Annotated in this window: 26 protein-coding genes; 19 read left to right on the top strand and 7 right to left on the bottom strand. The window is 50.3% G+C overall.

The annotated features are described in order from the left end of the window. Positions 1 to 248: 248 nt before the first annotated feature. Entirely contained in the window at positions 249 to 578 is a 330-nt protein-coding gene (locus tag ACMP1L_RS05425; protein ID WP_177303823.1) for a cupin domain-containing protein, read from the bottom strand. A gap of 396 nt (positions 579 to 974) precedes the next feature. On the opposite strand from ACMP1L_RS05425, the gene ACMP1L_RS05420 reads away from it, so the two are divergent. The 13 genes from ACMP1L_RS05420 (at position 975) to ACMP1L_RS05360 (ending at position 10437) form a co-directional block, all read left to right on the top strand. Beyond that, positions 975 to 2162: an NAD(P)-dependent malic enzyme gene (locus ACMP1L_RS05420; protein WP_418452245.1), complete on the top strand. Its 1188-nt coding sequence runs from the start codon at positions 975 to 977 to the stop codon at positions 2160 to 2162. 299 nt (positions 2163 to 2461) lie between these two features. Next, complete coding sequence (locus ACMP1L_RS05415) at positions 2462 to 2788, top strand: AtpZ/AtpI family protein (RefSeq protein WP_177303824.1); 327 nt, start codon at positions 2462 to 2464, stop codon at positions 2786 to 2788. A gap of 2 nt (positions 2789 to 2790) precedes the next feature. Beyond that, positions 2791 to 3255 (top strand): hypothetical protein, encoded by a 465-nt coding sequence (locus ACMP1L_RS05410; protein WP_418452244.1) that lies wholly within the window; start codon positions 2791 to 2793, stop codon positions 3253 to 3255. Positions 3256 to 3274: 19 nt separating this feature from the next. After that, entirely contained in the window at positions 3275 to 3976 is a 702-nt protein-coding gene (gene atpB / locus ACMP1L_RS05405) for a F0F1 ATP synthase subunit A (RefSeq protein ID WP_118544255.1), read from the top strand. Between the two features lie 26 nt (positions 3977 to 4002). Beyond that, positions 4003 to 4263 carry an ATP synthase F0 subunit C gene (atpE, locus tag ACMP1L_RS05400; protein ID WP_118544256.1) on the top strand — a complete coding sequence of 87 codons (261 nt, stop codon included), beginning with the start codon at positions 4003 to 4005 and terminating at the stop codon, positions 4261 to 4263. Between the two features lie 88 nt (positions 4264 to 4351). Further along, on the top strand, positions 4352 to 4867 hold the full coding sequence (gene atpF, locus ACMP1L_RS05395; RefSeq protein ID WP_118533134.1) for a F0F1 ATP synthase subunit B: 516 nt from the start codon (positions 4352 to 4354) through the stop codon (positions 4865 to 4867). Then, a complete protein-coding gene (gene atpH / locus ACMP1L_RS05390) occupies positions 4855 to 5403 on the top strand; it encodes an ATP synthase F1 subunit delta (protein ID WP_418452243.1) in 549 nt (182 codons plus the stop codon). The genes atpF and atpH overlap by 13 nt, the downstream gene beginning before the upstream one ends. A gap of 21 nt (positions 5404 to 5424) precedes the next feature. Next, on the top strand, positions 5425 to 6927 hold the full coding sequence (gene atpA, locus ACMP1L_RS05385; RefSeq protein ID WP_118731856.1) for a F0F1 ATP synthase subunit alpha: 1503 nt from the start codon (positions 5425 to 5427) through the stop codon (positions 6925 to 6927). A 19-nt stretch (positions 6928 to 6946) separates the two neighbouring features. Beyond that, positions 6947 to 7810, top strand: a complete 864-nt coding sequence (gene atpG, locus ACMP1L_RS05380) for an ATP synthase F1 subunit gamma (protein ID WP_418452241.1) — start codon at positions 6947 to 6949, stop codon at positions 7808 to 7810. Between the two features lie 85 nt (positions 7811 to 7895). Beyond that, on the top strand, positions 7896 to 9287 hold the full coding sequence (atpD, locus tag ACMP1L_RS05375; protein ID WP_177303827.1) for a F0F1 ATP synthase subunit beta: 1392 nt from the start codon (positions 7896 to 7898) through the stop codon (positions 9285 to 9287). Between the two features lie 11 nt (positions 9288 to 9298). Continuing rightward, a complete protein-coding gene (gene atpC, locus ACMP1L_RS05370) occupies positions 9299 to 9697 on the top strand; it encodes an ATP synthase F1 subunit epsilon (protein ID WP_418452240.1) in 399 nt (132 codons plus the stop codon). A 190-nt stretch (positions 9698 to 9887) separates the two neighbouring features. Continuing rightward, entirely contained in the window at positions 9888 to 10136 is a 249-nt protein-coding gene (locus ACMP1L_RS05365) for a type II toxin-antitoxin system prevent-host-death family antitoxin (RefSeq protein WP_118731859.1), read from the top strand. A 1-nt stretch (position 10137) separates the two neighbouring features. Then, the gene (locus ACMP1L_RS05360; protein WP_418452239.1) at positions 10138 to 10437 is read left to right on the top strand and encodes a type II toxin-antitoxin system RelE/ParE family toxin; all 300 of its coding nucleotides are present in this window, start codon (positions 10138 to 10140) and stop codon (positions 10435 to 10437) included. Between the two features lie 76 nt (positions 10438 to 10513). Here ACMP1L_RS05360 and ACMP1L_RS05355 read toward each other — a convergent pair whose 3' ends face one another. The 6 genes from ACMP1L_RS05355 to ACMP1L_RS05330 all read right to left on the bottom strand — a co-directional run bounded on the left by ACMP1L_RS05355 (position 10514) and on the right by ACMP1L_RS05330 (position 15925). Next, positions 10514 to 10873 (bottom strand): cupin domain-containing protein, encoded by a 360-nt coding sequence (locus ACMP1L_RS05355; protein WP_118731861.1) that lies wholly within the window; start codon positions 10871 to 10873, stop codon positions 10514 to 10516. Between the two features lie 111 nt (positions 10874 to 10984). Next, positions 10985 to 11683: a response regulator transcription factor gene (locus tag ACMP1L_RS05350; protein WP_177303830.1), complete on the bottom strand. Its 699-nt coding sequence runs from the start codon at positions 11681 to 11683 to the stop codon at positions 10985 to 10987. After that, positions 11676 to 13688: an ATP-binding protein gene (locus tag ACMP1L_RS05345; RefSeq protein WP_118731863.1), complete on the bottom strand. Its 2013-nt coding sequence runs from the start codon at positions 13686 to 13688 to the stop codon at positions 11676 to 11678. The genes ACMP1L_RS05350 and ACMP1L_RS05345 overlap by 8 nt, the downstream gene beginning before the upstream one ends. A gap of 48 nt (positions 13689 to 13736) precedes the next feature. Continuing rightward, positions 13737 to 13910 carry a hypothetical protein gene (locus tag ACMP1L_RS05340; RefSeq protein ID WP_177303832.1) on the bottom strand — a complete coding sequence of 58 codons (174 nt, stop codon included), beginning with the start codon at positions 13908 to 13910 and terminating at the stop codon, positions 13737 to 13739. Positions 13911 to 13926: 16 nt separating this feature from the next. Then, positions 13927 to 14574: a potassium channel family protein gene (locus ACMP1L_RS05335; RefSeq protein WP_118731864.1), complete on the bottom strand. Its 648-nt coding sequence runs from the start codon at positions 14572 to 14574 to the stop codon at positions 13927 to 13929. A 19-nt stretch (positions 14575 to 14593) separates the two neighbouring features. Next, entirely contained in the window at positions 14594 to 15925 is a 1332-nt protein-coding gene (locus ACMP1L_RS05330) for a TrkH family potassium uptake protein (RefSeq protein WP_118731865.1), read from the bottom strand. A gap of 235 nt (positions 15926 to 16160) precedes the next feature. Between ACMP1L_RS05330 and ACMP1L_RS05325 the strand changes: the two genes are divergently transcribed. From ACMP1L_RS05325 to ACMP1L_RS05300, 6 genes are all read left to right on the top strand, one after another. Next, positions 16161 to 17336 carry a DUF3810 domain-containing protein gene (locus tag ACMP1L_RS05325; RefSeq protein ID WP_418452237.1) on the top strand — a complete coding sequence of 392 codons (1176 nt, stop codon included), beginning with the start codon at positions 16161 to 16163 and terminating at the stop codon, positions 17334 to 17336. Between the two features lie 117 nt (positions 17337 to 17453). Further along, positions 17454 to 19874 (top strand): 1,4-alpha-glucan branching protein GlgB, encoded by a 2421-nt coding sequence (gene glgB, locus ACMP1L_RS05320; RefSeq protein WP_418452236.1) that lies wholly within the window; start codon positions 17454 to 17456, stop codon positions 19872 to 19874. 111 nt (positions 19875 to 19985) lie between these two features. Then, positions 19986 to 20885, top strand: a complete 900-nt coding sequence (gene rbsK / locus ACMP1L_RS05315; protein ID WP_418452235.1) for a ribokinase — start codon at positions 19986 to 19988, stop codon at positions 20883 to 20885. 156 nt (positions 20886 to 21041) lie between these two features. Continuing rightward, positions 21042 to 22016 (top strand): nucleoside hydrolase, encoded by a 975-nt coding sequence (locus ACMP1L_RS05310; RefSeq protein WP_418452234.1) that lies wholly within the window; start codon positions 21042 to 21044, stop codon positions 22014 to 22016. Between the two features lie 61 nt (positions 22017 to 22077). Continuing rightward, positions 22078 to 22842: a nucleoside phosphorylase gene (locus tag ACMP1L_RS05305; RefSeq protein ID WP_418452233.1), complete on the top strand. Its 765-nt coding sequence runs from the start codon at positions 22078 to 22080 to the stop codon at positions 22840 to 22842. Positions 22843 to 22845: 3 nt separating this feature from the next. After that, positions 22846 to 23583 carry a GntR family transcriptional regulator gene (locus tag ACMP1L_RS05300; protein WP_418452231.1) on the top strand — a complete coding sequence of 246 codons (738 nt, stop codon included), beginning with the start codon at positions 22846 to 22848 and terminating at the stop codon, positions 23581 to 23583. Positions 23584 to 23618 lie beyond the last annotated feature (35 nt).

Here is a 23618-nt window from a genome sequence, read left to right as displayed (position 1 = left end):
AAATTTTTTAGGTTTTCTAAAAGTTTGTCAGAAATAAAACAAAGGAAGCCGCATTCCGGGTCTTTGGACCTTTCATGCGACTCCCTTCTGGGTATCTTATAAACTTAAAACTTTTTCTCATATTATCCGGCAAGACAGCCGCACTGCGCGGTCCTTGAAATGACCGCAGCTGAGACCAAGTATACAATAGGACCGCTTGTTTGGGCAAGTCTTGTTTTGTTTCCAGTTGAATCTTTTTTTCTCAACAACTAAAATACCACAACCAGCAACATCTTAAACTGCTCCTGTCCATACACGGCATGCGGATGCTTTGCCGGCATAATGATGGATTCCCCTTCGTGCAGTTCATATGCCTTGCCGTCGATGGTGATGCGGCCAACGCCGTCTAAGCAGGTCACGAATGCGTCACCGCCGGATTCGTGGGTGCTGATCTCCTCGTCCTTGTCGAACGCGAAGAGGGTAACGCTTAAGGCATCGTTCTGGGCGAGAGTCTTGCTGACTACCTGGCCTTTCTGGTAGGAAACCTCATCCTTTAATGTGAGAACCTGGGACTTGTCGATATTTTTGATAAAGCTCATGATGATAAACCTCCTTGAATGTTGGATAAAATCTGCCCGTAACTGTTTTATGCTAGCAGTTACATATGACTCTATTATAAACGCAATAGCAAAGAAAATCCGTTGTCCAGGCAACAAAATGTTGAAATAGAAGCTATGCTGCAAAATTTGTTGTTTGTGCGATATATGAGCAGTGACGAAAACATTCCTTTCTGTCAGGTTGACGCCTTTTCTACTTTGTATTAGAATGAAACCAGCTGTAACGCATCAGAAAACCAGAATGGCAGATCTATTGGCACCGTTACGCGGTCAGGCGCATGCGGGACGGCAATGCCAGATTCTGACAGAAAGTTAACAGCCGTTTTGGAAAAATTGATGTGAATGTAGAAAATTTAACAAACACAGAAGGACAAACTGGTGGATAAGAAGCAGCTTGCAATTGAAAAACACAAAGAATGGAAGGGAAAAATTGAGGTCATTTCCCGTGCGAAGGTTACAACTCCGGAGGAGCTGTCCATCGCCTACACCCCGGGCGTGGCAGAGCCGTGCCTGCTGATCGCAGAGGATGAGGACAAGGCTTACGATTATACCCGTAAAGGCAATCTGGTTGCTGTCATCACAGACGGAACCGCAGTGCTGGGACTTGGCGATATCGGACCGTCTGCTGGTATGCCGGTTATGGAAGGAAAGTGCGCACTCTTTAAAACATTTGCAGATGTAGACGCATTTCCGCTGTGTGTGGATTCCAAGGATGTGGACACCATCGTCAATACCATTGCCCTGATCTCCAAGAGCTTTGGCGGCATCAACCTGGAGGATATTGCAGCTCCGCGTTGTTTTGAGATTGAGAAAAAGCTGAAAGAGCGCTGTGACATTCCGGTCTTCCACGATGACCAGCACGGTACTGCTATCGTAGTAGGTGCTGCACTTCTGAATGCAGTGAAAGTAACCGGCAAGAAGATGGGCGAGCTCCGTGTTGTCATCAATGGCGCTGGTGCTGCTGGTGTGGCAATTGGTAAGCAGCTGATTGCAATGGGCTTTGGAAATATTATCATGTGCGACATCCACGGCATTATCTGTGAGGGCGATGCAAACTTAAATTCTGGTCAGGAAGAAATCTCCCATATCAGCAACAAGAATAAAGAGCATGGAACACTTGCTGATGCCTTAAAAGGCGCTGATATTTTTGTTGGTGTGTCCAGACCGAACCTGGTAACCAGAGAAATGGTAGCAACCATGAACCACGGTATTGTATTTGCCATGGCAAACCCGGTTCCGGAGATCATGCCGGATGAGGCAAAAGCAGGCGGTGCAGCCGTAGTTGGTACCGGACGTTCTGATTATCCGAACCAGATCAACAATGTGCTGGTATTCCCGGGACTCTTCAAGGGCGTTCTTGCAGTACGTGCGAAAGACATTACCGAGAAGATGAAGCTCGCGGCAGCGCATGCGATTGCTTCCGTCATTCCGGAGGAGGAACTGAATCTGGAATATGTCATCCCGTCCTCTTTTGACAAGCGGGTTGCCCTGGCAGTGGCCAATGCCGTAGCGAAGGCGGCAGTGGAGGAGGGCATCAACCGTGTGCCGTATGAAGAAATTAAATAAAAAAGGATAGCCCAAAACTTATATTAAGATAAGAAGAAACTTATTTAGGCAGAAAATCGTTAAAACCGTCACATTTTTCGAGTGTGACGGTTTTTTTGGTATAAATGTGCATTAAACTGGCAAGTATGACAATTTTTCTCAGTTATTTCTGTGAAAATGTTCGATAAAAAAATGACATAAATATTTGCAATGTGCAAGATTCACTATTTTTCTACGAAACATCTATTCATAATGGACAAAGTTGAAAAATTTGGGTATAATAGATGATACATGCAAAAATGCAGAAAGAGGTGGGAACAGTGCATTATAAGAGAAGCGTATTCCGAAGTCTTGCCATGGTGACGCAGCTTGGTTTCAGTGTGCTGACGCCGATCCTCCTCTGTGTTTACACAGGTTATCTGGTGGATTCCCATTTTGGGACGAAGCTCATGGTGCCGATGCTGATCCTGGGTGTTCTGGCAGGCGGACGCTGCGGCTGGGTCATGGCGAGAAATACTCTTTTGCAGGAGCAGAAAGAGGATGAGCGCTTACGGCAGCAGCAGAGTGCAGGGCAGGGACGAAGCGGAATCAGCAAACCAAAACAGCCAAGCCGCATTTTTCATGAAGACAGCAAAGGAGGCAGGTAACAATGGAGTGGCTGAGCAAGTCAACGAAAAGGCTGCTTGCGGAAATGTCAGCCGGAATCATTTTTTACAATGTGATTCTGGTCATCCTTGCAGTCCTGCTTCTTCCGAAGGTTTCCTATCCGGTGGTTCCGGTCATTATGGGACTGGTGGTGGGAGCCTCAGGAGCCATTTGTATGCTGGTTCATATGGCGGTTATGACCGAGCGGGTGCTGGACAGCGGAAGTGAGAGCTACGCCAACAAATTTACCGTAGCGCAGAGTATGCTGCGCAAGCTGGTATTTGTGGCGGTGCTTCTGATCTGCTGGAAAGTGCTTAAGATCGATCTTCTGGCAGCGGTGATCGGAGCCATGGGCATGAAAGCAGGCGCATACCTGCAGCCACTGGTTCACAGAATTTCCGGTGGAAAAGAACCGGAAGCTTCTGCGCACGCAGATACTTCCGACAATGACCGGCCGGGGATATCATGAGAGAAAGGAGGAACCGTGAATGGGAATGCTGATTTCCAATGAGCCTGACTTTATGATACATGGGGTACTGAAGTATCAGTTATTTGGTCAGGACTTCTGGATCACAACAACGACCATAGGCATGTGGATCATCACAGCACTGATCCTGATCCTTGCGGTACTGGCGAACCGGACCCTCAAAAAGGCAACGGACCAGCCGGGAACATTTCAGAATGTGCTGGAGATGGCCTATGAGGCACTGCAGGGCATGACGGCAGGTATTCTGGGAGGCAATGCAAGACGTTTCATCAACTACATCGGAACGATCTTCGTATTTATCCTCTTCTGTAACCTGAGCGGACTGTTAGGCCTTCGTGCTCCGACAGCCGACTATGGCGTTACTTTCCTGCTTGGTATGTTTACCTTCTTCATTGTAAACTACCAGGGCATCAAGAACAGGGGCGTAAGACATTTTACCAGCCTGTTTGAGCCGACCCCGATCTTGTTTCCGATCAACCTGATCGGTGAGATCGCGAACCCGATTTCCATTTCCCTGCGTCTGTTTGCAAACCTGCTGTCAGGCGTTATCATTATGGGATTATGGTATGGCATGATGCCGATCTTTACCAATATCGGTATTCCGGCGGCACTTCATGTTTATTGTGATGTATTCTCCGGTGCGATCCAGACATACGTATTCTGTATGCTGACCATGGTATACATCAACGACAAAATGGAATAAAATTTATTTTTTAGGAGGACTTAACTATGAATGGTATCTCAGGACAGGACTTTATCTTTGGTTGTTCCGCAATCGGCGCTGGTCTGGCAATGATCGCCGGTATCGGACCTGGTGTAGGACAGGGTATCGCAGCTGGTCACGGTGCTGCAGCAGTAGGACGTAACCCGGGCGCAAAATCCGACATCACTTCCACCATGCTTCTTGGTCAGGCAGTAGCAGAGACCACCGGTCTGTACGGTCTGGTTGTTGCGATCATCCTGATGTTCGTTAAGCCGTTCGGCGCATAAGAAGAACGGACATTGCGCAGGCACGCGGCGGACAGCAGTGTTTTGCTGCGGAGAGCGTAATGAATTATAACGAAAGGAGGCGTAAGACTTGGACAGACTGATAGGATTTGATCCGCAGCTTCTGCATGACGCAGTGCTGACCGGTATCAACATCTTCATTTTATTCTTTGCATTGTCCTATCTGCTTTTCAATCCGGTGCGCGATGTGCTGGAAAAGAGAAAACAGAAGATTGCCGGCGAGCTGGCATCTGCTGCGGAAGACAAATCTTCAGCAGAGGCTATGAAGGCTGAGTACGAGGCAAAATTAAGAGACGTGAACAAAGAAGCTGAGAGCATTCTGGAGACTGCACGGCGTAAAGCCAAAGCCCGTGAGGAGGAAATGCTCGATGAAGCCAAGGCCGAAGCAGCCAGAATCATTGAGCGGGCTAACCGTGAGGTTGAGCTGGAGAAGAAGAAAGCTCTCGATGACATGAAGCAGGAGATCGTAGACATCGCCGCATTCATGGCAGAGAAGGTTGTTGGAAACTCCATCGATGTTAAGATTCAGGATGCTTTGATTGATGAGACTTTGAAGGAAATGGGTGAACATACATGGCAAAGCTAGTTTCAAAGGTGTACGGCGATGCATTGTTTGAGACAGCCATGGAAAAAGCGCTTGTGGATACTTTCTACGAGGAAACATCTGCTTTGCTCCCCATTTTACAGGCCAACCCGGAGCTCTTTTCCGTTCTCGGAAATCCGCAGATCGTAAAAGAAGAGAAGGTTGCCTTATTACATCAGGTCTTTTCCGGAAAGATTGCGGAGGAGCTGATGGGCTTCTTGAGCATCATTGTTGAGAAAGACAGACAGAATGAGATGATCTCGATTCTGGAATATTTCATCCAGAGGGTGAAGGAATTCAAAAAGATCGGAGCTGCTTATGTGACCAGCGCAGTGGAGCTGGGCGCGGAGCAGAAGGCCGCTTTGGAAAAAAGACTGCTTGAGACCACCGGTTACGTGCAGTTTGAAATGCACTACGATGTGGATATGTCCCTTCTTGGGGGCATGGTCATCCGCATCGGAGATCGCGTAGTAGACAGCAGCATCAAGACAAGGCTTTACGAGCTGAAGAAGGAGTTATCCGCGCTTCAGCTGGCATAATAAGTCGGAAAGGAACAGACAATGAATTTGAGACCAGAAGAAATCAGTTCGGTAATCAAAGAACAGATTGCAAAGTATTCTACCAAACTGGAAGTCTCTGATGTCGGCACCGTTATCACGGTTGCGGACGGTATCGCTCGAGTTCATGGACTGGAGAAAGCCATGCAGGGTGAGCTTCTGGAATTCCCGGGAGAAGTATACGGCATGGTCCAGAACCTGGAGGAAGACAACGTAGGTGTCGTTCTCTTAGGTGATACCAGGAACATCAGTGAGGGAGATATCGTTAAGACAACCGGCCGCGTGGTTGAGGTCCCGGTAGGCGATGCCATGACCGGACGAGTTGTCAACGCGTTAGGTATGCCGATTGACGGCAAGGGCCCGATCGAGACTGACAAATTCCGCCGTGTTGAGCGTGTTGCTCACGGCGTAATCGAAAGAAAATCTGTAGACACCCCGTTACAGACCGGTATCAAGGCAATTGACGCCATGATCCCGATCGGCCGCGGCCAGCGAGAGCTGATCATCGGTGACCGTCAGACCGGTAAGACCGCCATCGCGATCGATACCATCATCAACCAGAAGGGTCAGGGCGTTCACTGTATCTACGTTGCAATCGGTCAGAAAGCATCTACCGTTGCCAACATTGTAAGAACCTTAGAGGAGTTCGGCGCTATGGACTACACCACCATCGTAGTTTCCACAGCATCCGACCTGGCTCCGTTACAGTATATCGCACCATATTCCGGATGTGCGATCGGCGAGGAGTGGATGGAAAACGGAGAGGACGTACTGGTAGTCTATGATGACTTAACCAAGCACGCTGCCGCTTATCGTACCCTCTCCCTTCTTCTGAAGAGACCGCCGGGACGTGAGGCTTATCCGGGTGACGTATTCTACCTGCACTCCAGACTGCTGGAGCGCGCATCCCGTTTGTCTGATGACTTGGGCGGCGGTTCCTTAACTGCTCTGCCGATCATCGAGACTCAGGCGGGCGATGTATCCGCATACATCCCGACCAACGTAATTTCCATTACCGATGGTCAGATCTACCTTGAGACTGAGATGTTCAACTCCGGTTTCCGTCCGGCTATCAACGCTGGTCTGTCCGTATCCCGAGTAGGCGGCGCGGCACAGATCAAGGCAATCAAGAAGATTGCAGCGCCGATCCGTGTGGAACTGGCACAGTACCGCGAGCTGGCAAGCTTCGCCCAGTTCGGCTCCGAGCTGGATGCAGCAACCACCGAGCAGCTGGCACAGGGCGAGCGCATCCGTGAAGTCTTAAAACAGCCTCAGTACCAGCCGATGCCGGTTGAGTACCAGGTAATCATCATTTACGCAGCAACCAGAAAGCATCTTCTTGATATTCCGGTTGCAGATGTGCTGGCATTTGAGAAAGACTTATTCAAATACATTGACAGCAAGTACCCGGAGATCCCGGCAGCAATCCGCGATACCAGGGTTCTGTCCGAGGATACCGAGGCTCTGCTTGTAAAAGCAATCAAAGAGTGCAAAGAGCAGCGCTAGATAAGGCAGGTGAACGATCATGGCATCGATGAGAGATATTAAACGCAGAAAAGCAAGTATCCAGAGCACCGGCCAGATTACCAAAGCCATGAAGCTGGTTTCTACAGTCAAGCTGCAGAAATCCAGACAGAAAGCAGAAAGCTCCAAGCCTTATTTCGACTTGATGTATGAGACGATCTCTTCCATGCTGAAAAAGTCAGGAACCATCGACCACAAATACCTGCGGGCAGGTGCCACGGATGGAAAAGCGGTCATTGCGATCACTTCCAACCGCGGTCTTGCCGGTGGCTACAATAACAACATTGTCAAGCTCATCGCAGGAAATGAGGCGCTGACTCCGGAGAAGACCCGGGTATACGCCATTGGCCGCAAGGGCCGTGACGGACTGGCTAAGAAGGGTTACGAGATTGCCGAGGATTATTCCGAGGTCATCGACGAGCCAGCCTACCAGGATGCGGCAGATCTCACAAAAGAGCTGCTGGCCGCATTCGGCCGTGGGGAGATCGGTGAGATCTATCTTGCATACACTTCCTTTAAGAACACCGTGGTTCATATTCCGAAGCTCATCAGGCTCCTTCCGTTTACCATGGAAGAGAGCGGCGAGAGCGAGGCTTTGAAAGCCGAAGCCCTCATGAACTACGAGCCGAGCGAAGAAGAAGTGCTGGATATGATCATCCCGAAATATATGAGCAGTCTGATCTTTGGTGCGCTGCAGGAAGCAGTTGCCAGTGAAAATGGTGCGCGTATGACCGCCATGGATTCGGCAACCAACAATGCAGAAGAAATGCTGGGCAAGTTAGAGCTGCAGTACAACCGTGCGCGTCAGGGTTCCATTACCCAGGAGCTTACGGAGATCATTGCAGGCGCAAATGCGATCAATTAATCCGTTTTGGCAGGGCCTGGTGCTCTGCTGAAGCGATCGCGCTCCAAGGAGTGCATTCGAGAAAGAATTATGAAGGAGAAGCAAGATGGCAGAACAAAATACTGGTAAGATCACACAGATCATCGGTGCGGTCATGGATATCAAGTTCTCCCAGGGCAAGATTCCGGAAATCAACGAGGCAATCCGAGTTCCGTTGGAAGACGGCGGCAGCCTGACCGTTGAGGTTGCACAGGATCTTGGTGACGATACCGTAAGATGTATCGCAATGGGAACCACCGATGGTCTGAGACGTGGTATGGACGCCATTGCAACCGGCGCGCCGATTTCCGTACCGGTTGGTGAGAATACGCTGGGCCGTATTTTCAATGTACTGGGCGAGCCAATTGACAATAAAGAAAGGCCACAGGTGGAAGAATACCTTCCAATCCACAGAAAAGCTCCTACCTTCGAGGAACAGTCTACCCAGACTGAAATCCTTGAGACCGGTATCAAAGTCGTAGACCTGCTCTGCCCTTATCAGAAGGGTGGTAAAATCGGTCTGTTCGGCGGTGCCGGTGTAGGTAAGACCGTCCTGATCCAGGAGCTGATTCGTAACATCGCTACCGAGCACGGCGGATATTCCGTATTCACCGGTGTAGGTGAGCGTACCCGTGAGGGTAATGACCTTTACTACGAGATGACCGAGTCTGGCGTTATCAATAAGACCACCATGGTATTCGGTCAGATGAACGAGCCGCCGGGAGCACGTATGAGAGTCGGCCTGACTGGTCTGACCATGGCAGAGTATTTCCGTGACAAAGGTGGTAAGGATGTTCTGTTGTTCATCGACAACATCTTCCGTTTCACCCAGGCAGGTTCCGAGGTATCCGCTCTGCTTGGACGTATGCCGTCCGCAGTAGGTTACCAGCCGACTCTGCAGACAGAGATGGGTGCTCTTCAGGAGCGTATCACCTCTACCAAGAACGGTTCCATCACTTCCGTACAGGCAGTTTACGTGCCGGCCGATGACTTAACCGACCCGGCTCCGGCAAACACCTTCGCACATCTGGATGCAACCACGGTATTAAGCCGTGCCATTGTAGAGCAGGGTATTTACCCGGCAGTAGACCCGCTGGAGTCCACCTCCCGTATCCTCGACCCGCGTGTCGTAGGTGAGGAGCACTACAAGGTAGCCCGCGGCGTGCAGGAGGTTCTGCAGAAGTACAAAGAGTTACAGGATATCATCGCCATGTTAGGTATGGATGAGCTTTCCGAGGAAGATAAGCTGACCGTATCCCGCGCACGTAAGATCCAGAGATTCTTATCTCAGCCGTTCTTCGTAGCAGGACAGTTTACCGGTCTGGAAGGCCGCTATGTACCGCTGAGCGAGACCATTCAGGGCTTCAAGGAGATCCTGGAAGGCAAGCATGATGACATTCCGGAGCAGTATTTCCTGAATGCAGGTAATATCGACGACGTTCTTGCCCGTGTGAAATAGGGGGTACGTCTATGGCTGATGGAATGAAATTAAAGGTTGTCACCCCGACCGGCGGTTTCTACGACGGAGAAGTCTCCATGGTAGAGCTGACCACCACCGAGGGTGAGATCGGTGTATACCCGAACCACATTCCGCTGACTGCTGTAGTAGCGCCGGGTGTCCTCAAAATCCATGAGGACGGCAGTGAAAAGGAAGCAGCGCTGATGTCCGGATTCATCACCATTCTGCCGGAGCAGGTGACTGTCATGGCAGAGGTTGTAGAGTGGCCGGATGAGATTGACTTTGCGCGTGCAGAGGAAGCACGTTCCCGTGCGGAGCGCCGCCTTGCAAGCCATGAAGCTGATCTGGATGCAGCGCGTGCGGAAGCAGCGCTGAAGCGCGCAATGGTGCGTTTGAAATTGAAACACTAAAGATAAAAGTCCCACAGAAAGCAGTATGCATGTGCTGTTTCTGTGGGACTTTTTAAATGTGATTGCCGGGGGTAGAAACGATATGATGAAATATCTTTTTGCTGTAAAAATTCACGTTGAATTTTACGGCTTTTTGCGTATAATAGAAGTAGTAGAAACAATGAAAGTCAGTGGAAGGAGCTGAAAGAATATGGCAAATATTTTACCAGTGTCTGATTTGAGAAATTATAATGAAGTCCTGAAAAACTGTCACAAAGGAGAGCCGGTATATTTGACCAAGAATGGCAGAGGACGTTTTGTAGTTATGGATTTTGAAGATTACGAGCGTGACCGCGCGGAGAAAAAACTTCTGATGAAACTGCAGGAAGCCGAAGAAGCAGTGAAAGACGGTGAAGGCTGGCTGGATCTGGATGAATTGAAAGCACTTGTGGGGGAATAAGATGTTAAAACTGCGGATCAATCCGATTGTTGTAAAAGATCTGAAGAATATCCGGGATTATATTGCTGAAGATAACGAAGCATATGCGGCAAAGACCATAAAGGAAATTTACGGTAAATTTGAAAATATTCAGATATTTTCAGGAATAGGATCAGATCTTTCAAAACGAGTCAGCTTTCGGACAGATTATAAATATGCAATATGGGAAGATTATGTAATTATCTACAAGGTCGGAAACGAATATGTGGAAATTTATCGAGTAATCAACCGATATCAGGATATTACGAGAATCTTTGATTGAGAACACCGTTTAGTGCATAGTGAGAGACAAGCGTGTAAAAAACGGAGCGTTAGCAACTCGCTAACGCTCCGTTTTCCTATTCGTATAAAAATCCCGGCTCATTGTAGATCAGAGCCATGAACTCTACATCCTCATTGGAATTATTTTCAATGCTGTGGAACTGTCCGACCTCGATGATACAGCAGTCGCCAGGGCCAACCTTGGTGACGGACTTGTCGTTGTCGATGAAGTCAGCCTGTCCCTTTAAAATGTAATACGGCTCGGTGTCATGGACGTGCTGGTGCCAGCCTACGCTTGCGCCCGGAGGAAGTACCACCCTTGCGTACATTCTGCCGTGACCTAAAAACTCTTCTTTGGAAATGATGTGATGAACGTAAGCAGTGCCCTTGCCGCCGCCTAAGTGTTCCACCGCAACTGTGTTTTCTTTGCGAACCATAATTTCAGCCTCCTTAGTCTGTGATGCCGTAACTGCCAGGTGTTTCACAGTTACGCGTTATCAAAAGTATATCCCAAATTGAAACAAAATGAAATATAAAATTATGGAAGATTACAGCCGCAGCATCCGGTATCCGACTCCGATGTGGGTCTGGATCTGCTGGGGCGCGCCCGGAGCGGATTCCAGTTTTTTGCGGAGCGTTGCCATAAAGACCCGGAGAGAGGCTACATCGCTTTTAAAACTGCTCCCCCATACATGCTCGGTGATATAGGTGTGGGTCAGGACCTTTCCCACGTTGCGGGCCATCAGGCACAGAAGCTTGTATTCGGTGGGGGTCAGGGACAGCGGTTCCTCATTTAAGCAGGCGCATCCGGCAGAAAAATCAATCTTCAGGGGGCCGTTGACAAACACGGAATCCTGGGCGGACATGGTTTCCTGCATGAAGCTTAAGCGGCGTTGGGTCACGCGCAGGCGGGCCAGAAGCTCATCAACAGAAAAGGGCTTGGTCAGGTAGTCATCTGCCCCATTATCTAGTGCCTCGATCTTGTCCGTATCTTCGCTGCGGGCGCTGATGACGATGATGGGCGTGATGCTCCAGCTGCGGATCTGCCGGATGATGTCGATTCCGTCCATATCCGGAAGTCCCAGGTCCAGCAGAATGATATCCGGATTGTGGGAAGATGCTTCGATCAGCGCAGTTTCTCCGTTTGCTGCGGTCAGAAAGCGGTAATCATGCAGCTTTAAAGTGGTGGTGATCAGATTGCGGACGGGTGCATCGTCCTCCACAACCAGAATCAGCGGTTTATTCATGGATAGTTACCTCCTCGCAGGGTAATGTAAAGGTAAAGATACAGCCAGAGGGCGTGTTGTCAGAGACGGAAATTTCTCCTCCATGGGCCCGGATGATGGAGCGGCATAAACAGAGTCCAAGTCCCAGACTGCGGCGGCTGTCCGCAATGCGGTTTGCACCGGTATAGCACATATCAAAGACAAACGGCTTTGCCTCATCCGGAATGCCCGGACCGTCATCCGTGACACGGATCCGCACGTCGGATTCCAGCTTATCCGTCAGAATCTGGATCCGGCTGCCCTTTTGTGTGTATTTGATGGCATTATCCACAAGGTTGATGATGACCTGCACAATGAGTCGGGCATCCATGCGGGCAAGCAGAAAATCATCGGTGCTTTCTGCTGTAATGCTATGTTCAACGCTTTGACGGCTGACATGACGGAGCGCTTCGGAAATGACCTCGCTGACCAGTTCGGTTTCCATGCGCAGGTTCATGCGGCCGTCTTCAATGCGGGTGACAGCCAGCAGATTTTCTACCAGATTGATCAGCCACATGGAATCGTCGTAGATGTCCGCGTAGATCTGCAGCCGGGTGGCCTCATCGATGGCGGAATGGTTGGAGAGCAGGTTGCTGGCATTGCCGGATATGGCAGTCAGCGGGGTGCGCAGATCATGGGAGATGGTACGCAGCAGATTGGCCCGGAGCCGTTCCTTTTCCATCAGAAGCGCTGCCTGCTCCTTTTCCCGGATATTCTGGCGGTTTTCCATGGCCAGGGCGCCCTCTCCCAGTATGGAAACCAGAACGCTGTATTCAAAGGAATCCATGGGATGCTCTCCGGCTTCCATGCCGGCAACTCCATAGACAGCGTTCTGTACCCGGATGGCCAGATAATGGCACAGAGCATCCGGAAAGGTGTCGGTATAGGCACCGGCCCGTTTATTGTGAGCCAGAACCCACAGGGCAACCTCCCGCTCCCCGGGGCAGGTCAGAAATTCGGATTTTTCTGCGGAAGCAGGATCCGGGGAGAGGATGGGAGTTCCTAATGTCCCATGCTGAACCGGATAAATGATAATGTGTTTTCCGAGTAATTTTTGGATCTGGGAAATCAGGGTATTCAGGATGGCTTTGTCGGTTTCTGCTTTTTGCAGAAGCTGGTTGGTGTCAAACAGGACCTTGGTGCGGTAGGCCAGCTTGGCGGACTGGCGGGCGTGATCCTTCAGGCGGGTGGTCAGGGCACTGCTTAACAGGGCCACGGCAAACATCACAATAAAGGTGACCGGATAATCCTTTCCGTACACATGAAAGGTGAAGCGTGGAGTGGTAAAAAAATAGTTAAAAACAATAACGCTGCAGGCAGAAGCCAGCAGACTGCAGCTCCATCCGGTCGTGGCGATAGAGGCCAGCAGGACTCCGAGGATATAAAGCGTGATGATGTTTGCCTCAGACAGTCCGGCCTGGTAGAAGAAGAGACCGGTCAGTGTCACGGAAATCAGAATGAAAATGGTACGCAGCAGATCTGTGGCCTGAATATGCCAGCCTGCGGACCGGAGATGCTTGTTGAGGTGGTAGCTGCTATGAACGGAGGCGGCATCCGGAATGATGTAGATATCCAGATTTGGCGCGATCTCAGTCAGCTTTTCTGTCAGGGACGGCTTGCTCCAGAGATGCTGCCGCCGGATATTGCTGCGGCCAAGGACAATTTTGGTAATATTGTTGAGGCGCGAAAATTCCGCGATCTGATAGGAAACATCGTCACCGTATACCGTTTCGATGGAGGCTCCAAGCTGCTCGGCCAGACGCATATGTTCTTTCAGACGGTTCTGATTTTCTTCGGACATGGCAGAATGATCAGGCGTCTGGACATAGAGTGCAGTCAGTGTGCCATGAAAAGCCTCGGCCATGCGGGCACCCGTCTGCACGATCCTTAAGTTTGAGGGTGCAGAAGAAAGACAGACAAGGATGTGTTCCCTCGTCTGTCTTTCGGGATGGGCGGTTTCAGGATGAATGGAAGCGTGTATTGTCATGGGAAAGTCCTCCGTTTACCCTTATCATAAAACGAATGGTCTGTGAAATCAATCCAAAGTATCATTCTCTTCAGGTATTGGCCTATCCGGGTCCGGCCGCTGCTGTTCCATGCGCAGATTCCCTTTGCGCAGCCGGTCCAGAATCTGGTCAATCCGGCTCATAAGCAGATAGATGAAGGTAAAAAACAGGATGAGAAGGAGAATCAGAATCAGATTTTCCATAAGATCACCTCCGAAATCAGATCCGGAAACATTTCTGCAGATCGCGGTAGCGGCCAAGGACCAGGATGGAGTCTCCTGCGCAAAAACTGGTCTGCGGTGTAACCGAATACTCAATTTTGCCATTATGGCGCACTCCGATGATGTTGATGCCATACTGCTTCCGGATGTCGATCTGCGAGACACTCATGCCGATCCACTGGTCAGGAAGATCGACTTCAAACAGATCATGATCTCCGTCAAGATCAACAAAATCCCGGATGTGGTTAGAGCTGCAGCGAATGGCGGTCCACTTGGCCAGCTGTTTTTCCGGGTAGACGACTTCATCCGCACCGTTGCGCAGCAGAAACTTGGCATGGACATCTCTGGCAGCCCGGGAGACAACCAGTCTGGCACCAAGCTCCTTTAAGAGCGATGTAGTTTCCAGAGAGCTTTGAAAGTCAGTTCCGATGGCAACAATGCAGACATCGAAATTGCGTACGCCCAGGGAAGAAAGAAAATCCTCCGAGGTGCTGTCACCAATCTGAGCGCTGGTCAGGAAAGGAAGAGCTTCGTTGACACGCACCTCATTATGATCGACTGCCATCACCTGGTGCCCCAGGGAATGCAGCTCCATGGCAATATGTTTTCCAAAACGGCCGAGGCCAATCAGTAAAATTGATTTCATAATCTTGCTCCTTTACGTGTTATCCTACAGTGATTTTTTCCAGCGGATATTTGCCAAACCGGATCCGGTGTCCGGACAATGCGGCGTAGATTAAAGTCAGTCCTCCGACTCTTCCCAGATACATCAGAATGATCAGGATGATCCGGGAGATACTTCCGAGTCCGGGAGTAATGCCGAAGCTGAGACCGACCGTGCCTACCGCTGAGGCTGTTTCAAACATACATGCCATCATGGGAAGCTCCTCTATGCGGCTGATGAGAAATGCGCCGGTCAGACAGAGACTGAGATACATCATCAGGATGGAGGCAGCATTTGCTACAGTTTCCGGGGCAATCCGGCGCTTAAACAGCTCCGGGTTTTCGTTCCGCCGAAAGACAGATACGGCAGTGGCGGTAAGAACTGCGAGGGTAGTGGTTTTCATGCCTCCTGCTGTAGAACCGGGACTTCCGCCGATGAGCATCAGAATAATGGTCAGCATCTGGCCGGATTCAGTGAGTTTACTGAAGTCTGCTGTGTTAAAACCGGCAGTTCGTGGAGTTACCGACTGAAACAAGGATAAAAGGATCCTGGTTCCAAAGCCTCCCTGTCGGAATTCTCCGAAATAAAAATAGAGGGCCGGCAACAGGATCAGGATAGCCGTGGTGGTTAAGATGACCTTGCTCTGCATCCGGTAACGGCTGAAATGCAGATGGTTACTGCGGATATCTTCCCAGGTCAGAAAGCCGATGCCGCCGATGATGATAAGTGCCATGATGACCAGGTTGACCAGTGGGTTTGCGGCATAAAGTGTGAGGGAAGAAAAGGGAATACGGATCCCCATCAGGTCGATCCCTGCGTTGCAGAAGGCGGAAATGGAATGGAACACGGCCATCCAGAGTCCGCGGATGGGGCCAAAATCTCTGCAAAATACAGGGGCCAGCAGAGCGGCACCGGACAGCTCGATCAGGAGCGTAGCCCGGATGATAAAGCCGGTCAGGCGCACAATGCCGCTCATCTTTGGTGCGGCCACGGCTTCCTGCATGGTACTGCGCTGCATCAGACCGATCTTGCGTCCGGAAACAATGGTGACTGCCGCAGCGACAGTTACGACTCCCATGCCGCCAATCTGGATCAGCACCAGGATCACAGCCTGACCGAAAACGGACCAGTAGGTACCGGTATCCACCACGATCAGACCCGTCACGCAGACGGAGGTGGTGGAGGTGAATAATGCACTTAAAAACGGAGTAACGCAGTGGGTGGCGGAGGAAACCGGCAGCATTAAAAGAAGTGCACCGGCCAGAATGACTCCGGCAAATCCCAGGACAATGATCTGAAAAGAATTTAATGGTTTTATGGAAAATGGTTTCATGGATACAGCTCCAATCTTCTGTCGGGTAGTGATACCGCTGTTTTTGTTAGTTCTATTATAGAAAAAAAGAGTTAAAGAGGGCACAAAGGTATTTTGCCCGGTATTAAGATGGTACAAAGATTCTGGCTCCAGCTTTTCTGTATTGTATGGAAAATAGTGAAAATATATAGTAAACTATAGTAAAAAGCATGCCGTTATTGGACAATATTTGAGGTACACATTTCAGGAGAGATTCATGAAAAAGAATAAGCGATATGGCAGTCAATATCTTGTAGCAGCAGGAATCTCCCTGCTGCTTCTGACAGCAGTATTTCAGCTTTCTGCCCGGACACTTCCGGGCTTTGGCACCTGGTATGCCCACCATATTTACCCGTGGATTGTGGGCAGTGTGGGGCGGGTGACCGGACTGTTCCCGTTTTCTATGGTTGAGATGGGGCTTTACGGGTTGATCTTGTTGCTGGTACTGGATGCGGGATGGCTGTTTGCGGCGTCTATCCATGCGTTTCGGAGAAGAACGGCAGCAGCGGCGTTGCCGGGTGATCCAGGGGCGGACGGCGGGCCGGGAACGGCAAAAATTCTGGCACCGATTGGCAGCAGATGGCTTTTTATAGTGGGACTTCTTTTGTTTTTATACACCGTCAACTGTGGCATCAATTATTACGCGTCCTCCTTCTCCTCCTACGCCGGCCTGGAAGATGGCACTTACACGGTGGAAGAACTGGATGCCCTGTGCAGTGACCTGGTGGACCTGGTGAATGAATCCGCGAAAACCGGACGGCAGGTTTACCGGGAAAAACGCAGCGCGTGGCGGGCGGAGAGTGTGAAGGCCATGCAGGCTGCCGGGGAGGCATTTCCATGTCTGTCTGGATTTTATCCGAAACCGAAAGAAGTTCTGATATCCCGGATTCTTTCGGTGCAGCAGCTTTGCGGCGTCTATTCGCCGTTTACGCTCGAGGCCAATTTTAATGGGGATATGCCGGATTACAACGTGCCCCATACCCTCTGCCATGAGCTTTCCCATTTAAAAGGCTTTATGCGGGAGGATGAGGCAAATTTTATCGGGTATCTGGCCTGCGTGTCATCGGAGAATGAAGCCTTCCGCTACAGCGGTTATCTGACCGGCTGGGTCTATGCAGGAAATGCCCTGGCGCGGGCAGACATGAAGCGTTACATAGAACTGACGAATCAGCTTTGCGAGGAGGCAAGACAGGACCTGGATGAAAATTCAGATTTCTGGAACCGGTACGAAAGTAAAGTGTCGGAGGCGGCAACCCGGATGAATGACACTTATCTGAAAATGAACTCCCAGGCCGACGGCGTGAAAAGCTACGGAAGGATGGTGGACCTGATGTTATCCTACCGAAGAATACAGCAACGATTTCTTAACGAAAACTTGATAAATTTGGATTAAACCAGTGGAAAACGCGAGAAAAATCGGCTATAATAAATTTCAGAATTAATGATCGGAAAATTTGAAAAGTCGCAATTTTTGTCGAATTTCCGACTCTATATTTTGGGAGGGCTATCAATGGATCAGGTATTATATGATTTAATGGACTGGGCTGGAATTGAGGAAATCGTGTATTCCGAGGCGGCAAATCCGGAACGCCTTCTGGGAGCGCATGAGGTGGAAGAGGGGCTGCTGATCCAGGTGTTCATGCCGCACGCGGTAGCTGTGGCAGCGAAGGTTGGAAATGAGAGCTATTCCATGGAACTGCAGGACGAGGCCGGATATTATGCGGTGCTCCTGCATGGGAAGAAGATGAGCAAGTATCTCCTGGAGATTACTTACGATAACGGGACAACGGAGGAATTGCAGGATCCATACGCATTCCCGTCTCAGTTTACAGACGCAGAACTGAAAAAGTTTGACGCAGGAATCTATTATGATGTATACCGCAAAATGGGTGCGCATCCGATGACCATTGACGGTGTAAACGGTGTTTATTTTGCCGTATGGGCACCGTGTGCCATGCGTGTCAGTGTGGTCGGTGATTTTAATATGTGGGACGGCCGCCGCCATCAGATGAAACGTCTTGGGGATTCGGGGGTCTTTGAACTGTTTATGCCGGGGCTGAAGGCCGGGACACTTTACAAATATGAGATCAAGAACCATCGCGGGGAACCGATGCTGAAATCAGATCCGTACGGAAACTACTCAGAGCTGCGTCCGGACAATGCCTCCATCGTCTGGGACCTGGAGCAGTTCACCTGGAGTGATGAGGTCTGGATGAAGAACCGGGAGCTGGAGGCGGCAAAGGACAAGCCGCTTTCCATCTATGAACTGCATCTGGGCTCCTGGATGCGCCATGAATTAAAACTGGACGAAGACGGGGAGCCGGTGACCGGTTCGGAGTTTTACAACTACCGGGAGATCGCACCGAAGCTGGCAGAGTATGTGAAGAAGCTGGGCTATACCCATGTGGAGCTGATGCCGGTGATGGAGCATCCGTTAGATGAATCCTGGGGCTATCAGGTAACCGGCTACTATGCGCCGACAAGCAGATATGGCACGCCGGATGATTTTATGTATTTCATGAATTACATGCATGAACAGGGAATCGGCGTGATCCTGGACTGGGTACCGGCTCATTTCCCGCGTGACGCCCACGGTCTGGCATGCTTCGACGGAAGCTGTGTTTACGAGCATCAGGATCCGAGGCAGGGTGCGCATCCGCACTGGGGTACCCTGATCTATAATTACGGACGGCCGCAGGTTACAAACTTCCTGATCGCAAATGCATTGTTCTGGGCAAAGCAGTACCACGCAGACGGTATCCGTATGGATGCGGTGGCGTCCATGCTGTATCTGGATTACGGCAAGAATGATGGCGAGTGGGTGGCCAATATCTACGGCGGTCATGAGAATCTGGAGGCCGTGGACTTTCTGAAGCATTTAAACAGTATCTTCAAAAAGGAGATCAGGGGCGGTCTTCTGATTGCGGAGGAATCTACCGCATGGCCGCAGATCACCGAATCTGTGAAGGAGAACGGACTGGGCTTTGATTATAAGTGGAATATGGGCTGGATGAACGATTTTACCGGATACATGCAGTGTGATCCGTATTTCCGAAACCAGCATTACGGGGAGTTGACCTTCAGCATGCTTTACGCCTACAGTGAGGATTTTGTGCTGGTATTCTCCCACGATGAAGTCGTACATGGAAAGTCTTCCATGCTCTGCAAGATGCCAGGTGAGACCTATGAGGAAAAGGCAGCAAATCTGCGTACCGCATATGGATTTATGTATGGCCATCCGGGCAAGAAGCTGCTGTTCATGGGTCAGGAGTTTGCGCAGATCTCTGAGTGGAATGAGAATGAGGAGCTTCCGTGGAATATTCTGGAGTACCCGCTTCATAAGAGCATGCAGGATTATGTGACTGCGTTAAATGAGCTTTACCGCACGAATCCTGCCATGTATCAGAAGGATTTTGATGAGGAGGGCTTCGAATGGATCAACTGCACTTCTGCGGCAGATAATATCGTTGTCTTTACAAGAAAGACAGACAAGCCGGAAGAAACACTGCTCTTTGTCTGCAACTTTGCGCCGGTGCTTCATGAGAAATATCAGATCGGCCTTCCGTTTGCGGGCAGATATAAGGAAATCTTCAACAGTGACGCAAAGCAGTTTGGAGGAAGCGGCAAGGGCAATCCGCGCGTGAGGGCTGCAAAGAAGGAAGAGTATGATGGTCGTGAGCATTCCATGCAGATCACCGTGCCGCCTATGTCCATGATCGTGTTCTCCTGTGAACCGGCGGCACCAAAGAAAACAGTGGCAAAGAAGAGCGCTGCAGCGAAAACGACAACGGCCCGGAAGGAAACCGCAACGAAGACCAAGACTGCAGCAAAGCCGAAAGCCGCAACGAAGACAAAAACCGCAGCAAAGACCAAGACTGCAGCAAAGACGAAAATCGCAGCAAAGCCGAAAACTGCAGATAAAAAAGCATAAAAGAAATCTGGGGAAACTGTCAGGTGAAGGCCTGGCAGTTTTTCTGTTTGAACTTTACAGAGACCCGTGTTATGATGAACGCAGTATCTGACAGGAGGAGGAAGAATCATCATGAAGAAAATTGTGGTGGTAGGCAGTATCAACATGGATTATGTGACCCATGTACAGCAGCAGCCGGGGGTCGGCGAGACTGTTTCCGGACAGGGACTGGATTTAAAACCGGGTGGAAAGGGGGCAAATCAGGCTTATGCGGCAGCATATCTGGGGGCAGATGTCACAATGCTTGGAGCAGTCGGCAATGACGCGGCAGGCCGTATGAGCCTGGATAGTTTACAGCATGCGGGAGTTCACACGGAATATATCAGAACCGTGGAGGGTGTCAGCACCGGAACGGCCCTGATCGCAGTGAATGCAGAGGGAGACAACAGCATTATTGTCATTCCGGGGGCCAACGACAGGGTAGACAGGGACTATGTGGATTCTGTTATGGATGTTATCCTGACAAGCGATATCGTGATCCTGCAGCTGGAGATTCCGTTTGATACGGTATGCTATGTGGCAGAAAAGGCAAAAGAGGCCGGAAAATGCGTGATCCTGGATCCGGCACCGGCGAGAGAGCTTCCGGAAGAGCTGATCCGCGGACTCACTATCGTAAAGCCGAACCAGACCGAGATCATGAAGGTGCTGGGACGGGCAGATGAGACCTGTCAGCCGGAGCGGGAGCTGAATACCTTAAAGGCAATGGGCGTAGCACATCCGATCATTACCCTCGGCTCAAAGGGCTGCTGTACCCTGGATGCAGAGGGAAAGCTGGAGAATGTGCCTGCGGTGAAGGCATCAGCAGTGGATACCACCGGGGCAGGTGACTGCTTTACCGGAGCTATGGCATGCAGTCTGGCAGAGGGAAATCCACTGGAGAAAGCACTCGGATTTGCGGCAAAGGCAAGTGCGATCGCGGTAACCAGAGAGGGTGCACAGCCATCATTTCCAGCAAGAAAAGAAATTTTGTAAGCCTGACATAAAATTTTTTAGGCAATTTTAAGAAAAAAACGGAGGAAAAAACAGAAAATCCGTCAAAAATCACAAAAATTCATGGCTATCATGTTGACAAACATGGCAGCCATGTTTTATTATGAGCATACAAGATAAAAAGGAGCGGATTTATAAATGAAAAATATTATCATTGATGCGGACACCGGAGTAGATGACTCCCTGGCGATTCTTTACGCACTGCGTTCTCCGAACTTTCATGTAGAGGGAATCACCACCTGTTTTGGAAACAACAATGCGGAGCAGTCAGCAGACAATTGCCTCCGCCTGATCAAACTTTCCAACTGCGGCTATGAGGTTCCGGTAGCAGTTGGCGCAAATGAATCCTTAGAGGGCGTATTTGAATCTGCTCCGGCTTATATCCACGGTGACAACGGCATCGGCAATGTGATCCTGCCGGAGAGCAGCCAGAAGCCGGTCGCGGAGTCTGCGGAAGATTTCATCATCCGGAAAGCTGACGAACTGGATGGAGAGCTCATTGTGATCACGACCGGCCGTATGACCAACCTGGCTAAAGCTTATCTGAAGGATAAGACCCTGCCGAAAAAACTCAAAAAGGTTGTGTCCATGGGAGGCTGTATTGATGTTCCGGGCAATATCAACAACTACGCGGAGGCAAATATCCACGGAGATGCCAAAGCAGCGGATATTGTCATGGGAGCAGGCTTCCACATGACGCTGGTTGGTCTGGATGTGACCATGAAGACCTTTATCACCGACCGTGATGTGAAAAATCTCTGTGAATATGCGTCTGAGGAGTGCAGACCGATCGCAGAGTATATCCGGGATGTCCTGAAGTTCTATTTTGAGTTCCACCGCGTATCCATGGGCATGGCAAATGCCTGCGTGGTACACGATCCGCTGGCTATGCTGATCGCAGAGGATCCGAGCCTGGGTCTCTACAAGATGATCCGCGCCAGTGTGGAATATGAGCATGAGCCGTTTAAAGGCATGATCAAGAAGGATATGGGCTTTGTTCCGAATCTGGACCGGGAAGAGATCGCAGCGTGTGTGTCGGTCAACTCTGAGGTTGCAGTGAGAAGACTGTTTGCAGTATATCAGGACATGACACCGGGAAGATACAACTGGTAATGGAGTTATGGCAGTGACAGCGCTGCAGAATGCAGATGCTTCAAAAAAAGGAGGAATCCGTATGGGAAAGAAAATGATGCACATTGGACTGGAACCGGGCGCGGTTGGCCGCTATGTATTTCTTCCGGGAAGCCCGGAGCGCACGGAGAAGATCGCGGCATACTTTGATGATCCGAAGGAGATTGCTTATAACCGTGAATTCCGTACCTTTGTGGGTGAGCTGGATGGTGTAAAGGTGGCTGTGACCAGTACCGGGATTGGCGGTCCGTCCGCAGCAATTGCGGTCGAAGAGCTGTATCAGTGCGGAGCAGACACCATGATTCGTGTAGGAACCTGCGCATCCACATCGAGAAAAGTTTCGCTGGGAGATGTCGTAATCCCAAACGGCGCGGTGAGAATGGAGGGTGTAAGCACTCACTATCTTCCGATCGAATTTCCGGCTGTTCCGGATTTTCAGGTAGTCAAGGCGGCACAGCAGGCAGCGCAGAAGCTGGGGCTTCCGTACAATATCGGAGTTACCATTACCAAAGCATCGTTTTACACCCAGACTGCACCGGAGACCAAGCCGGTTGGACCAGAGCTGATCTACCGATGGGAGGCTTATGAGAAAGGCGGCGCAACATCTACCAGCATGGAATGCTCCGTTCTTTTCACGGTAGGAGCATCTCTGGGAATTCGAACCGGCTGCGTGATGGCCAGTGCTACCAACTGTAAAGATTATTCTGAAAATGGAAGAAAATCAGATATCGATATTGAAGACAGAGCGATCCGTACCGCAATCGAGACCATGAGAGTGTTGATCGCGAAGGATAAGGAGAATGCCTGATTTATGGATGATTGCAGAACACTGCCTTTGCTGAGGGAGCTAAACATTCCCTGTTACATTCAGATCTATGACATTGTGTATGAGATGATCAGCAACGGGATTTTGAAAGAGGGCGACACCATTCCGGGGGAAAATGCAATGGCAGCCTACTGGAATGTGAGCCGCAGTACCATTCGTCTGGCCGTTCGAAAGCTTGAGGAGGATGGCCTGATCTACAAAATGCAGGGCAAAAAAACAACCGTGACCGGAAAGATGGAGCGTAGCCGCAGGGGGATTACCCAGATCGTACATCCCTGTCTGGCCGGATGCCTGCAGCCGGTTACCGGGACAACATCAAAGATTACCTTCCAGAATGGAGGAAAGCTGGTCAGCGATCTTCTCGGGCTTGACCGGGAATCTTTTATTGCTCTGACCGTTAATACCAGCTATTATGTCGGTGAAGAGCACGTTGCCTCCTCTGTCGCGGCAATTCCGGTAACTGAGGTGGAAAAAATGGGGATCTCTGTGGATGATCAGTCCGCGATCGAACATTTTGTGCTGGAAGAGCTTTACAAAAAGGCCAGGCGCTCGGAGCTTGTCATGAGTGCCATGGAATGGGGCGAGGAAGAGGACGATAAGCCGAAAACACCTATTCTTCTCGTCATGGATGAGGTCCTTTCGGATACAGACCGGGCCATTTCCTATCATAAATACTGGATGGACAGCAACTGGTACCGCTTTTCTCTGGAACGCGGTCGTTAAGCAGGAATACAGCTGCCGGTGGGCAGTTTGTACAT

It is taken from the genome of Ventrimonas sp., from assembly GCF_048380235.1.
In the GTDB taxonomy this organism is placed as follows: Bacteria; Bacillota; Clostridia; order Lachnospirales; family Lachnospiraceae; genus Brotaphodocola.
The sequence above is the reverse complement of the archived record's forward strand: the minus strand, read 5'-3'. Positions and strand labels throughout refer to the sequence as shown.